This window comes from Burkholderia sp. AU16482 (genome assembly GCF_002223285.1).
Classification (GTDB): Bacteria; Pseudomonadota; Gammaproteobacteria; order Burkholderiales; family Burkholderiaceae; genus Burkholderia; species Burkholderia semiarida.
In genome coordinates this window covers 271,925-284,666 of sequence record NZ_NKEY01000003.1, presented here as the reverse complement: position 1 = coordinate 284,666, position 12,742 = coordinate 271,925, and the positions used below count along the sequence as shown (strand labels likewise).

At 68.5% G+C, this 12,742-nt stretch carries 11 protein-coding genes; 4 read left to right on the top strand and 7 right to left on the bottom strand.

Annotation, left to right across the window (positions count from 1 at the left end; translation table 11 throughout):
- Positions 1–49 precede the first annotated feature (49 nt).
- Together CFB35_RS03720 and CFB35_RS03715 are read left to right on the top strand one after the other, a co-directional pair.
- Positions 50–1,219 (top strand): MFS transporter, encoded by a 1,170-nt coding sequence (locus tag CFB35_RS03720; protein ID WP_059574241.1) that lies wholly within the window; start codon positions 50–52, stop codon positions 1,217–1,219.
- Between the two features lie 93 nt (positions 1,220–1,312).
- Positions 1,313–2,473, top strand: a complete 1,161-nt coding sequence (locus tag CFB35_RS03715) for an MFS transporter (RefSeq protein ID WP_059574242.1) — start codon at positions 1,313–1,315, stop codon at positions 2,471–2,473.
- A 201-nt stretch (positions 2,474–2,674) separates the two neighbouring features.
- On the opposite strand, the gene fahA is transcribed toward CFB35_RS03715, so the two are convergent.
- From fahA to CFB35_RS03690, 5 genes are read right to left on the bottom strand one after another with little or no spacing between them, the layout of a single operon-like run.
- On the bottom strand, positions 2,675–4,006 hold the full coding sequence (gene fahA, locus CFB35_RS03710; protein WP_059574243.1) for a fumarylacetoacetase: 1,332 nt from the start codon (positions 4,004–4,006) through the stop codon (positions 2,675–2,677).
- Entirely contained in the window at positions 4,003–5,337 is a 1,335-nt protein-coding gene (gene hmgA, locus CFB35_RS03705) for a homogentisate 1,2-dioxygenase (RefSeq protein ID WP_059574244.1), read from the bottom strand. Before hmgA ends, fahA begins: the two co-directional genes overlap by 4 nt.
- A 15-nt stretch (positions 5,338–5,352) precedes the next feature.
- Positions 5,353–6,714 (bottom strand): MFS transporter, encoded by a 1,362-nt coding sequence (locus tag CFB35_RS03700; protein ID WP_059574245.1) that lies wholly within the window; start codon positions 6,712–6,714, stop codon positions 5,353–5,355.
- Positions 6,711–6,941, bottom strand: a complete 231-nt coding sequence (locus tag CFB35_RS03695) for a DUF2783 domain-containing protein (protein WP_059574246.1) — start codon at positions 6,939–6,941, stop codon at positions 6,711–6,713. The genes CFB35_RS03700 and CFB35_RS03695 overlap by 4 nt, the downstream gene beginning before the upstream one ends.
- 28 nt (positions 6,942–6,969) lie before the next feature.
- Complete coding sequence (locus CFB35_RS03690; protein WP_089464567.1) at positions 6,970–8,631, bottom strand: FAD-dependent oxidoreductase; 1,662 nt, start codon at positions 8,629–8,631, stop codon at positions 6,970–6,972.
- 354 nt (positions 8,632–8,985) lie between these two features.
- On the opposite strand from CFB35_RS03690, the gene CFB35_RS03680 reads away from it, so the two are divergent.
- Positions 8,986–9,789 carry an EAL domain-containing protein gene (locus tag CFB35_RS03680; RefSeq protein ID WP_059574247.1) on the top strand — a complete coding sequence of 268 codons (804 nt, stop codon included), beginning with the start codon at positions 8,986–8,988 and terminating at the stop codon, positions 9,787–9,789.
- A gap of 218 nt (positions 9,790–10,007) precedes the next feature.
- On the opposite strand, the gene CFB35_RS03675 is transcribed toward CFB35_RS03680, so the two are convergent.
- Positions 10,008–10,418, bottom strand: a complete 411-nt coding sequence (locus tag CFB35_RS03675) for a GFA family protein (protein WP_059574248.1) — start codon at positions 10,416–10,418, stop codon at positions 10,008–10,010.
- A 148-nt stretch (positions 10,419–10,566) separates the two neighbouring features.
- Positions 10,567–11,358 (bottom strand): IclR family transcriptional regulator, encoded by a 792-nt coding sequence (locus CFB35_RS03670; protein ID WP_059574249.1) that lies wholly within the window; start codon positions 11,356–11,358, stop codon positions 10,567–10,569.
- Between the two features lie 113 nt (positions 11,359–11,471).
- On the opposite strand from CFB35_RS03670, the gene CFB35_RS03665 reads away from it, so the two are divergent.
- Positions 11,472–12,659, top strand: a complete 1,188-nt coding sequence (locus tag CFB35_RS03665; protein ID WP_059574250.1) for an acyl-CoA dehydrogenase — start codon at positions 11,472–11,474, stop codon at positions 12,657–12,659.
- Positions 12,660–12,742: the final 83 nt, after the last annotated feature.

The following is a 12,742-nucleotide window of genomic DNA, read 5'->3' as shown; positions in this document are numbered from 1 at the left end:
CGTCTCCCGCGCTTGGGCTCGAGCGGCCTCTTTTCCCGAGCCTACCGCGATGCCCCTGCCTCTTTTCGCCCTTGCCGTCGCCGCATTTGGAATCGGTACCACCGAATTCGTGATCATGGGGCTGCTGCCCAATGTCGCGCGCGATCTCGGCGTGTCGATCCCGGCCGCCGGGATGCTCGTGTCCGGCTACGCGCTCGGCGTGACGATCGGCGCGCCGATCCTCGCGATCGTCACCGCGAAGATGCCGCGCAAGCGCGCGCTGATGGGCCTGATCGGCCTGTTCATCGCCGGCAACCTGTTTTGCGCGATCGCGCCCGGCTATGCGGTGCTGATGGCCGCGCGCGTCGTCACCGCGTTCTGCCACGGTGCATTCTTCGGCATCGGCTCGGTGGTCGCGAGCAACCTCGTCGCGCCGAACCGCCGCGCGCAGGCGATCGCGCTGATGTTCACCGGCCTCACGCTCGCGAACGTGCTCGGCGTGCCGCTCGGCACCGCGCTCGGCCAGGCGTTCGGCTGGCGCGCGACGTTCTGGGCCGTCACCGGCATCGGCATCGCCGCGGCCGCCGCGCTCGCGGTGTGTCTGCCGAAGCACCTCGCGATGCCCGACACCAGCATCACGCGCGAATTCAGCGTGCTGAAGCATCCGCAGGTGCTGATGGTGCTCGGCATCAGCGTGCTCGCGTCCGCGAGCCTGTTCAGCGTGTTCACGTACATCACGCCGATCCTCGAGGACGTGACGGGCTTCTCGCCGCATCAGGTGACCTACGTGCTGCTGCTGTTCGGCCTCGGCCTGACGGTCGGCGGCACGCTCGGCGGCAAGCTCGCCGACTGGCGCCGGATGCCGTCGCTGATCGCGACGCTCGCGCTGATCGGCATCGTTCTCGCGCTGTTCGCGGGCACGATGCATCTGCCGTTCGCCGCGCTCGCGACGATTTTCGTGTGGGGCATCCTCGCGTTCGCGATCGTGCCGCCGCTGCAGATCATGATCGTCGATCGCGCGAGCGACGCGCCGAACCTCGCGTCGACGCTGAACCAGGGCGCGTTCAACCTCGGCAACGCGACCGGCGCGTGGCTCGGCGGGATGGCGATCGGCTCGGGCGTATCGCTCGTGAACCTGCCGTGGGTCGGCGTCGCGATGGCCGTCGCGGCGCTCGCGCTCACGCTGTGGTCGGCGTCGCTCGAACGCCGGCCCGTAGTCGTGCCGACCGAGTACGTATGACGCAACCCTGCGGTAATCGTTGCGTGCGCAACGCCATTCAAACGTGACGGCCTTCATGGACCTTTGAAGGGCCGCGGTGTAGCATCCCGGCCGATGAAAGCCATTCTCAATCGCGATTTCCTCGCGCTGATCCTGAGCGTCGCGGTCGTCGGCCTCGGCACCGGCGCCACGCTTCCCCTCACCGCGCTCGCGCTGACCGAAGCCGGACACGGCACCAACGTCGTCGGCATGCTGACGGCCGCGCAGGCCCTCGGCGGCCTCGCGATCGTGCCGTTCGTCACCGCGCTCGCGCGGCACATCGGTGCGCGCCGCGCGATCGTCGTGTCGGTCGTGCTGCTCGCGGCCGCCACCGCGCTGATGCAGTTCACGTCGAACCTGATCCTGTGGGGCGTGCTGCGCGTGCTGTGCGGCGCCGCGCTGATGCTGCTGTTCACGATCGGCGAAGCATGGGTCAACCAGCTCGCCGACGATTCGACACGCGGCCGCGTGGTCGCGATCTATGCAACCAATTTCACGCTGTTCCAGATGGCCGGCCCCGTGCTGGTCAGCCAGATCGCCGGCGCGACGCGCATTCGCTTCGCGCTGTGCGGCGCGCTGTTCCTGCTCGCGCTGCCGACGCTCGCGACGATCCGCCGCGCGCCGCTCGCCGGCGACGACGCGCATCACGAAGCGCACGGCCGCTGGCTCGACGTGCTGCCGCGCATGCCCGCGCTGATCATCGGCACCGGCTTCTTCGCGCTGTTCGACACGCTCGCGCTGTCGCTGCTGCCGCTCTACGCGATGGATCACGGCGTCGCGAGCGCGACCGCCGTGCTGCTCGCGTCGATCATGCTGTTCGGCGATACCGCGATGCAGTTCCCGATCGGCTGGCTCGCGGACAAGCTCGGCCGCGAACGCGTACACCTCGGCGCGGGCTGGATCGTGCTGGGCGGCCTGCCGCTGCTGCCGTTCGTCATCGCCAATCCGTGGCTGTGCTGGCCGCTGCTGTTCGTGCTCGGCGCGGCGGCCGGCAGCATCTATACGCTGTCGCTCGTCGCGTGCGGCGAACGTTTCCGCGGCGCCGCGCTCGTCACCGCGAGCTCGCTCGTGTCGGCGTCGTGGAGCGCCGCGAGCTTCGGCGGGCCGCTGATTGCCGGCGCGTTGATGGAGCAGTTGGGCAGCCATGCGTTGGTCGGCGTGCTGGTCGCCTGTGTCGCCGCGTTCGTCGGGGCCGCGTTGTGGGAACGACGCGCCGCGGTGCAACGCGCGATCTGATGCAGATTGGCGTTGGCGTTGGCGTTGGCGTTGGCGTTGGCGTTGGCGTTGGCGCGCGGCATCATGCACCGGGCCGCATCGGCCCGCTCGCGCCCACTCTCCGGTAAACGGAAACGGCCCGCGCAATGCGGGCCGCCCTGTCCTTCCTGACTACGCGTGATCTACACGTGACCTACGCGTGACGTTCCGCGCTGCAATCCGTCACGCGCTCCGCGCCGGCGAGATCTTGCCCGCACACGTGCCGAAGCCGACGCGATAGCCGTCGCCCTGGCACCAGCCGGCGAGCGTCAGCTCGTCGCCGTCCTCGATGAACGTACGGCTGCCGCCGCCCGTCAGCGCGAGCGGCTCCTTGCCGTTCCACGTCAGTTCGAGCAGGCTGCCGAACGAATCCTTCGTCGGCCCGCTGATCGTGCCCGAGCCCATCAGGTCGCCCACGCGCGTGTTGCAGCCCGCGACCGTGTGATGCGCGAGCTGCTGCGCCATCGTCCAGTACATGTGCTTGAAGTTCGTCCGGCAGATCGACGTGGCCTCGGCCGCACCTTCGGCGCGCAGCGTCACTTCCAGCGCGATGTCGAACGCGTGCTTGCCCGCATGCCGCAGATACGCGAGCGGCGGCGGCGACTGCTCGGGCTGCGCGACGCGAAACGGTTCAAGCGCGTCGAGCGTGACGATCCACGGCGAGATCGTCGTCGCGAAGCCCTTCGAATTGAATGGCCCCAGCGGCACGTACTCCCACTGCTGGATGTCGCGTGCGCTCCAGTCGTTCAGCAGCACCATCCCGAAGATATGCGCTTCCGCGTCCTCGCATGCGATCGGCTCGCCGAGCGCGTTGCCGCGGCCGACGATGAAGCCCGTCTCCAGTTCGATATCGAGCTTGCGGCACGCGCCGAACACCGGACGCTCCTGGTCGGGGAGCTTCAGCTGCCCGTTCGGGCGCCGCACCGGCGTCCCGCTCACGACCACCGACGACGCGCGGCCGTTGTAGCCGATCGGCATTTCCGACCAGTTCGGCAGCAGCGCATTCTTCGGATCGCGAAACATCGAGCCGACGTTGGTCGCGTGCTCCTTCGACGAATAGAAATCGGTGTAGCCGGGAATCTCGACCGGCAGATGCAGCGTCGCGTCGCGCCGCGGCACCAGCACCTTCGCGCGCAGCGCCGCGTCGTCGCGCAGCCGTGCGTTGTCGCGCGAGAACAGGTCGGACAGTTGCACGCGCACGCTGCGCCATGCATCGCGGCCGAGCGCGATGAAATCGTTCAGCGTCGGCTGCTCGAACGCGCGATCGCGCATCTCGACAAAATCCTCGGGGCTCGGCAGCGGCAACGTCAGCAACCCGGCCCGCTTCAGTTCGGCCAGGTCGACGATCTGGTCGCCAAGCGCGACGCCCGCGCGGCGCGCCGTCTGTTTCGCATCGCTGAAGATTCCGAACGGCAGGTTCTGGATCGGGAAATCGCAGGCGGGATCGTTCGCGGTATCGACCCAGCTCTTGCGAGCCGGGTCGAGCGTCGCGCGCCAGTCTTGGGTATCGCTCACTTTTGCTCCGGATTGAAGTGTTTCTTGATGCCTTGCCAGCATTCGAAGTAATCGGCCTGCAGCTGTGCGGTATCGAGCGCGTAGCGCGTCGGCCGGATCAGCGTGCGGGTTTCGAACATGAACGCCATCGTCGCGTCGACCTTGTGCGGCTTCGTCGTGTCGCTCGCGGACGCCTTCTCGAACGTGTCCGCGTCGGGCCCGTGGCCCGACATGCAGTTGTGCAGGCTCGCGCCGCCCGGCACGAAGCCTTCGGCCTTCGCGTCGTACGCGCCGTGCACGAGCCCCATGAACTCGCTCGCGACGTTGCGGTGGAACCACGGCGGGCGGAACGTATCCTCGGCCGCGAGCCAGCGCGGCGGGAAGATCACGAAGTCGATCGTGTCGACGCCCGGCGTGTCGCTCTGCGCCTGCAGCACGAGGAAGATCGACGGATCGGGATGGTCGAAGCTGATCGAGCCGATCGTGTTGAACAGGCGCAGATCGTATTTGTACGGCGCGTAGTTGCCGTGCCACGCGACGACGTCGAGCGGCGAATGGCCGATGTCCGCGCGCCACAGGCGCCCGTTCAGTTTCGCGATCAGCTCGAACGCGCCTTCGCGGTCTTCGTACGCGGCCTGCGGCGTCAGGAAGTCGCGCGGGTTCGCGAGCCCGTTCGAGCCGATCGGGCCGAGATCCGGCAGCCGCAGCAGCGCGCCGAAGTTTTCGCAGATGTAGCCGCGCGCGTCGCCGTCCGGCAGCGCGACCGAAAAACGCACGCCGCGCGGGATCACCGCGATCTCGAACGGCTCGACGTCGAGCCGGCCCAATTCCGTCGCGATGAACAGGCGCCCCTGCTGCGGCACGATCAGCAGTTCACCGTCCGCGCTGTAGAAGAAGCGGTCCTGCATCGACCGGTTCGCCGCATACAGATGGATCGCGCAGCCGTTCATCGCGGCGGCCGAACCGTTGCCGGCCATCGTAACGAGGCCGTCGACGAAATCGGTCGGCTCGACCGGCATCGGCAGCGGATCCCAGCGCAACTGGTTCGGCGGCGTCGGCGGCACGTCGGCCGAATCGCCGAACTCCGACACGAGCCGCTGCGCGCCCGCATACGGCTCGAACGGCCGGTGCACGGCGGCGGGGCGAATCCGGTACAGCCACGAGCGGCGGTTGTGGCCGCGCGGTGCGGTAAACGCGGTGCCCGACAACTGCTCCGCGTACAGCCCGTACGGCGCGCGCTGCGGCGAGTTGCGGCCGTGCGGCAGCGCGCCGGGCAGCGCCTCGGTCGCGAACTCGTTCGCGAAACCGCTGAGGTAGCCGGCGGTCGCCGGTGTCGACAGGTCAAGCGTCATCGTTTCCTTTCTCCATCAATTCAGGGCGGCGTTCGGCGCCTGCGCGCCGTTGCGCCGCGACACACCGGCCAGCCCGAGGACGAATAGCGCCGAGCACAGCACGGGCACCGCGGCCGCGTGAAACAGCGCGCCGTTGGTCCAGTTCAGCGCAATCAGTTGCCCGCCGACGAGCGGCCCGAGCACCGAGCCGATCCGGCCGATGCCGAGGCTCCAGCCGATGCCCGTCGAGCGCAGCGACGTCGGGTAATACTGGCCCGCGAGCGCGTTCACGGCCGGCTGTCCGCCGACCACGCAGAACCCGCCCGCGAACACGACGACCAGCAGCCACGGCAGCGCATGCGCGACCGAGCCGATCAGTCCCACCGACACGGCCGCGCACGCGAAGCACGCGAACAGCACGCGCACGAAGCCGTAACGTTCGATGAACCAGCCGAGCGACAGCGTGCCGATCACGCCGCCCGTCTGCAGCACCGTGCCGACGATCACCGCCGTGCCCGGCGAATAACCGGCATCGCGCATCACGGTCGGCAGCCAGTTCGACAGGAAGTACAGGTCGATCAGGTTCATGAAGCTGATCGACCACAGCAGCAGCGTGACCGGCAGGCGGCCATGGCGGAACAGCTCGGCGACCGGCGCGCCGCTCGCCGCGCGTTCGCGCACGACGAGCCGCGTGTTCGCATCGATGCCGGCGGCCGGCGCGAAGCGCGCGAGCCAGTCGCGCGCCTGCGCGACACGCCCTTTCAGCACCAGGAACTGCAGCGACTCCGGCAGCCGCGCGACCATCGCGATCGTCAGCACGAGCGGCACCGCGCCGCCGACGAAGAACACCGAGCGCCAGCCGAGCGCCGGAATCAGCGCCGCGCTGATGAAGCCGCCGAGCGCCGCGCCGAGCGTGAAGCCGCACGACACGATCATCATCCGCTTCACGCGATGCGCGGCCGGGCTGAATTCGCCGACCAGCGCCATCGCGTTCGGCATGATGCAGCCGAGGCCGAGGCCCGTGACGAAGCGCAGCGCCATCAGCACGGGGATCGAACTCGCGAACGGCGTCGCGAGCATCGTCACCGAGAAGAACAGCGTCGAGCCGATCAGCACCGGACGCCGGCCGATCCGGTCGGCCAGCACCGACAGCCCGAGCGCGCCGAGCAGCATCCCGAACAGGCTCGCGCTGAACACCGGCCCGAGCGCCTGCTTCGGCACGCCCCATTCGGCGATCACGCTCGGCGCGACGTAGCCCATCGCCTGCGCATCGAAACCGTCGATCACGAGGCACAGCCCGCACAGCGCGAGCAGCATCCAGTGAAAACCCGGGCGATGGGTCTCGTCGATCACGCGCTCGACTTCGAGCACGCGCGTATCGGCCGGCGCCCCGCTCATCGCGGCACCTCGGCGGACGGATGCACGGGCGGCGTCACGCCCTGGCGCGCGAGCGCCATCGCTTCGCGCAGTACGTCGGCGTCGCCGACCTGGTTCGCGAGCAGCAGGATCAGCTTCGCGTTGACGAGCTGGCTGTCGGCGTCCGACAGGTCGCGATGCATGTCGATCAGCGCTTCGTAGAACGCGTCCGGATCGGCCAGGCGCGGGCGGGTATCGAGTGAGGGCATGACGGTGTCTCCGGTGTCTTTATCGTAGTCAGCGTGCGCAGGTCGCGCGCGCCAGTGCGTCGGCGATCGCCTGACGGTCGAGCGTGCGCGTGCGTGCGCACACGTGCTGGTCGGGACGCAGCAGGTAGAACGTGCCGGGCTGCGCGTCGTAGCGCTGCGCCGCGAGGCCGTCGACGTCCTCCACGACGTCGACGCCGGCTGCCGGCCGCGCGTGCCCGGCCGGCACGACGAGCACCGGCCGCACCGTCGGCGCGAGACCACTGACGGCCTGCGCGAGCGCTGCCGCGTCGCCCGGCAATCCGAACAGCACGCCGGTGAAGCCGCCACGCAGATGCTGCAGCAGCCAGCCCGACGCACCATGCGCACGTACCGGCGCATCGGCCGCCGCCGCGCCTGGGCGCATCGCGCATGCGAATGCGTCGCCGCCGCGGTCCGGCGTGTTCAGCGGCGAATCGGCCAGCACGGCCGGTACCGACAGGCGCCCGCTGTTCACCAGCCTGCGCGCGAATTCGCAGTCGCGCGCGAGCTTCAGCGTCGCATCGCGGAACACGCGCGACACCGCGCTCTTCGGCGTGATGAAATCGGTCGAGCGCGTCGAGTGGCGGATGTTCTCGTCCGCCGCGAACTCGCGCTCGCTCGCGTAGGTGTCGAGCAGGCGGTCGTGCGCGTGGCCGTCGAGCACCAGCTTCAGCTTCCACGCGAGATTGTCCGCGTCCTGCACGCCGCTGTTCGCGCCGCGCGCGCCGAACGGCGACACGCCGTGCGCGGAATCGCCGGCGAACAGCACGCGGCCGTGCCGGAACGTGTCCATCCGCTGGCAGCGGAACGTATAGACGCTCACCCACTCGAGCTCGAACTCGACGTCCGGCCCGAGCAGTGCGCGCACGCGCGGGATCACGCGCTCCGGCTGCTTCTCGGCGACGGGATCGGCATCCCAGCCGAGCTGGAAGTCGATGCGCCACACGTTGTCGGGCTGGCGGTGCAGCAGCACCGACTGGTTGCGATGAAACGGCGGATCGAACCAGAACCAGCGCTCGGTCGGAAACTCCGCCTTCATCTTCACGTCGGCGATCAGGAAGCGATCCTTGAACGTACGGCCGCGGCTCTCCAGGCCCATCATCGTGCGCATCGAGCTGCGCGAGCCGTCGGCCGCGATCACGTACTGCGCGTGCAGCGTCGCGACGCCGTCCGGCGTCTCGACCGTCAGCACCGCGTGTTCGGCCGACTGCGCGACGCCCGTCACCTTGTGCTTCCAGCGGATGTCGATGTTCGGCAGCTCGAACGCGCGATCGGCCAGATAGCCTTCGACGTAGTACTGCTGCAGGTTGATGAACGCGGGGCGCGCATGCCCTTCCTCGGGCAGCAGGTCGAACGCGTACAGTTGCTCGTCCTGCAGGAACACCTTGCCGACGTGCCAACTCACGCCCTTGTCGACGAAGCGCTCGCCGCAGCCGAGCCGGTCGAAGATCTCGAGCGTGCGCTTCGCGAAGCAGATCGCGCGCGAGCCCGTCGACAGCGTGTCGTCGTCGTCGAGCAGCACGATCGGCACGCCCTGCTGCGCGAGGTCGATCGCGGCCGCGAGGCCCACGGGCCCCGCGCCGACGACGATCACCGGGTGGACGGCCGCGTCGTGCGCGCGGGCGCGGTACTCGAACTTCAGCGTCTGGTAATCGATGCTCATGGTCGCCATCCGCTCCTCAATCCCGCCGCGCGCGCACCGCCGCGCCCGTCGTCGCGTCCGTCTCCTGCCGGCGCGTGTGCCCGCCTGTCCTGTCAACCGCCACGTCTCGCTCCTTGCTTCCTGTTGATTCGTGAACGGCGCCGTTTCGCGGCGCCTGCCTGCCGCATTTCTTGATCGGCGACAAATCTTTGGATTTACGAATAGTAAAACCAATTACGAATAGTGAAAACAACGTAAACCCTAATCGTTCGCTCGGAGACGGGATAACCATATGAGCGAAACGCCGAGCCGAGCGCGGCGCGCGCTGCTAATATCAAGACAACGAGGCGGCCCTTTCGGCCGCCATTTTTCCTTTTCACGCCGATGATTCCGCCTACCATCCCCGAGCTGGTCGCCCGTGCCGGGCAACTGCCGTATCTGCGGGAACACCTCGCGCTTGCCGAAGGCGGCACCGCGTGCGCGAATCTGCCCGAGCGCACGCTCGCCAGTGCGTACGAGCCGATCTACGACGTGACGATGCCCGGCGCGCCGCAATCGACGTCGTTCGCCGACGCGATCGAGCGCTACGGCGACGAGCTCGGCTTCCAGGCCGTCACGCTGGTCACGGGCGCGCAGCACGATCCGGTCGACGCGGCCGTCGACGACCAGACGCTCGTCGCGATCGACCGCCTGTCGCGCGCGCTGCACGCGATCAATTTCTTCGGTGCGCAGCGTCACGGTCTGCTGTTCCTGCGCGTGCACGAGCGGCTGCTCAAGAGCGTGAAGTACGACCACGGCAAGCATTTCTCGTCGGTGCTCCAGCGCTTCGGGCTGCCGCCCGAGCGGATCGTGATCGAGCTGCCGGCGGTCGCGGTCGCCCACAAGACGTTCCTCGGCTACCTGACGCGCAGCTACCAGCATCACGGCTTCAAGGTCGCGGACAAGCTGCCCGACCCGGGCCGCATCCTCGCGGTCGAATCGGACATGGCGCGCCCCGACTACATCAAGATGGATGCGGGCATCGCGTTGCGCGACGGGATGGTCAAGGCGCTCGTCGCCTATGCGCAGCGCGTGCGGATTCCGCTGATCTTCGACGGTGTGGTCGACGAGACGCAGTGCGAGCTGCTGCGCCAGCACGACGTGCGGTTCATGCAGGGGCCGGTGTTCGCGAAAGTCGTGACGGCCTGAGCGGCGCGGCGGAAGGTGCGCGCCGCGCGCGGGACGTGGCACGCTGGATGACGGCGTGTCGTGCCGCTTCGGGAGTCGGGTTGCAGGTTTCAGGTTTCAGGTTTCCGCACCCGGCGTCGCTCGACGCCGGCCGGTTTCTTGTTCTTTACGCGGAAAGGTCGGACCTGCTTGCGCGCGAGATCCACACCGGCGCGTCGGCGTGAACCAGCCGCCTATTCTTATTCTCTTCCACCGTCGTCGTACTTCGGCAGATCGTCGTCGATCTCGATGCCCGGGAAACGATCTCCGTACCAGACATGCCACGCCGGACGCAGCCGCGACGGCTCGTCGAGCGTCGCGTAATTGATCTCGACCGTCCGCGGCGCCACGGAGCGCCGGTATTCGAGCTGCGCGCCGCAGCGGCCGCAGAAACGCCGCTCGCCCCACGCGCTCGACGCATAGACGGTCGGTTCGCCCTGCAGGTATTCGAATGCGTCGATCGGCACCGATGCCGATGCGACGACCGCCGCGCCCGTCGTACGCTGGCAGAGCCGGCAGTGGCAGAAGCCGGCATCGGCCGGCAGGCCGGCGATCCGGTAGCGAATCGCGCCGCATGCGCATCCGCCTTCCATCGTTTCGGGGTGCGGCATCGCGAACCTCGTGATCGTCAGGACACAGGCGAACGATGATGAGCGCGGTTCGCCCGTCGCACAATACGCAACCGCGCCGCCCCTTCCGCTTCCGCCCCCGCGACCAACGAACCCGTTGCCGGGCGACGGCGACCTGCGCGCTCGTTGCTCAGACCGTCTGCCCGAGCCGTTGCGCGAGCGCCTTCAGCTTCGGCCCGACTTGCGTGCGGAACACGCCCTCGTCCATCGACGATGCGGGGCCGCTGCAGCTCAGGATCAGCCAGCGCCCCTCGCGCGGCTCGCGAAACGGCACGGCTGCCGCATTCACGTCCGTGTGCCACGCGCGGAACGAATAGCAGCAACCGCTCGCCGAGAACTCGGCCACCGCGTGCTGCGCGGCGGCGACGAGCGCATCGGCATCGGCCGCGCCGCCGGCCGCGCGGTGCAGCTCGGCATAGAGCGCGCCGCGCACGTCCTCCGGCTGCACGGCCAGGTACGCGCGCCCCATCGAGCTCGTCAGCATCGACAGCCGCGAACCGGGCGCGAGCCCGAGCGTCAGCGCGGTCTCGCTGCGGATCGTCTCCAGATAGATCATGTCGAGCCCGTCGCGGCAGCCGAGCGATACGGCCGCGCCAATCTCGCGCGCGAGCGCCTGCATGTGCGGCCGCGCGAGATCGATCGTCCCCGAGCCCGACAGCAACGCGTAGCCGAGCGACAGCACGCCGGCGTCCAGCGCATACTTGCCGAGCGTCTCGTCGTAGCGCAGATAGCCGAGCACGGTCAGCGTATAGGCGAGCCGGTTCACCGTCGCCTTCGGCAGGCCGGTGCGTTCCGCGAAATCGCGATTGCCGAGCATCGTCTCGCCGGGCCGAAAGGCGCGCAGCAGGTCGAGCCCGCGTGCGAGCGCGACGACGAACTTGCGCTCGTCGATCGTGGTGTCGTCGATGGTTGAAAGCGTCATCCGGTGCTACACTGAGTTCAATTTGCAAAACATTGTTCCGCACAGCGGAACCATAGTCAAGCGAACTTTGGCATGGGGCCGGCTGGAAGACCGGACCAACAGGAGATGAGACGATGAGTGCTGCAACTTTTCATTGGGACGATCCGCTGCTGCTCGACCAGCAACTGACCGAGGACGAGCGGATGGTGCGCGACGCCGCGCAGGCCTACGCACAGGACAAGCTCGCGCCGCGCGTCACCGAAGCGTTCCGCCACGAACGCACCGACGCGGCCATCTTTCGCGAGATGGGCGAACTCGGCCTGCTCGGCCCGACGATTCCCGAGGAATATGGCGGCCCCGGCCTCAACTACGTGAGCTACGGGCTGATCGCGCGCGAAGTCGAGCGCGTCGATTCGGGCTACCGGTCGATGATGTCCGTGCAGTCATCGCTCGTGATGGTGCCGATCTTCGAATTCGGCTCCGACGCGCAGAAGCAGAAATACCTGCCGAAGCTCGCGACCGGCGAATGGATCGGCTGCTTCGGGCTGACCGAGCCGAACCACGGCTCCGACCCGGGCAGCATGGTCACGCGCGCGAAGAAGGTGCCGGGCGGCTACGCGCTGTCCGGCGCGAAGATGTGGATCACCAACTCGCCGATCGCCGACGTGTTCGTCGTGTGGGCGAAACTGGAAGAAAACGGCAAGGACGCGATCCGCGGCTTCATCCTCGAGAAGGGCTGGAAGGGCCTGTCGGCGCCGGCGATCCACGGCAAGGTCGGGCTGCGCGCGTCGATCACCGGCGAGATCGTGCTCGACGAGGTGTTCGTGCCCGAAGAGAACCTGATGCCGAACGTGAGCGGCCTGCGCGGCCCGTTCACCTGCCTGAACTCGGCGCGCTACGGGATCGCGTGGGGCGCGCTAGGCGCCGCCGAGTCGTGCTGGCACACCGCACGCCAGTACGTGCTCGACCGCCAGCAGTTCGGCCGGCCGCTCGCCGCGAACCAGTTGATCCAGAAGAAGCTCGCCGACATGCAGACCGAAATCACGCTCGGCCTGCAAGGCGTGCTGCGCCTCGGCCGGATGAAGGACGAAGGCACGGCCGCCGTCGAGATCACGTCGATCATGAAGCGCAACTCGTGCGGCAAGGCGCTCGACATCGCGCGGCTCGCACGCGACATGCTCGGCGGCAACGGCATCTCCGACGAATTCGGCGTCGCGCGCCATCTCGTGAATCTCGAAGTGGTCAACACGTACGAAGGCACGCACGACATCCACGCGCTGATCCTCGGCCGTGCGCAGACGGGCATCCAGGCGTTCTTCTGATGATTCGGCCATGACGCACGCGGCGGCGGCGATGCCGCGCCTGCGAGCGCCGCCACGTAAAAGGCCCGCCCGGCATCGCTGCC

Coding starts and splice junctions, on each gene's coding strand:
- CFB35_RS03695 (WP_059574246.1), bottom strand. CDS start 6,941: ATGCCCTCACTCGATACCCGCCCGCGCCTGGCCGATCCGGACGCGTTC.
- CFB35_RS03680 (WP_059574247.1), top strand. CDS start 8,986: ATGATTCCGCCTACCATCCCCGAGCTGGTCGCCCGTGCCGGGCAACTG.
- CFB35_RS03715 (WP_059574242.1), top strand. CDS start 1,313: ATGAAAGCCATTCTCAATCGCGATTTCCTCGCGCTGATCCTGAGCGTC.
- CFB35_RS03675 (WP_059574248.1), bottom strand. CDS start 10,418: ATGCCGCACCCCGAAACGATGGAAGGCGGATGCGCATGCGGCGCGATT.
- CFB35_RS03700 (WP_059574245.1), bottom strand. CDS start 6,714: ATGAGCGGGGCGCCGGCCGATACGCGCGTGCTCGAAGTCGAGCGCGTG.
- CFB35_RS03690 (WP_089464567.1), bottom strand. CDS start 8,631: ATGGCGACCATGAGCATCGATTACCAGACGCTGAAGTTCGAGTACCGC.
- CFB35_RS03665 (WP_059574250.1), top strand. CDS start 11,472: ATGAGTGCTGCAACTTTTCATTGGGACGATCCGCTGCTGCTCGACCAG.
- hmgA (WP_059574244.1), bottom strand. CDS start 5,337: ATGACGCTTGACCTGTCGACACCGGCGACCGCCGGCTACCTCAGCGGT.
- CFB35_RS03670 (WP_059574249.1), bottom strand. CDS start 11,358: ATGACGCTTTCAACCATCGACGACACCACGATCGACGAGCGCAAGTTC.
- CFB35_RS03720 (WP_059574241.1), top strand. CDS start 50: ATGCCCCTGCCTCTTTTCGCCCTTGCCGTCGCCGCATTTGGAATCGGT.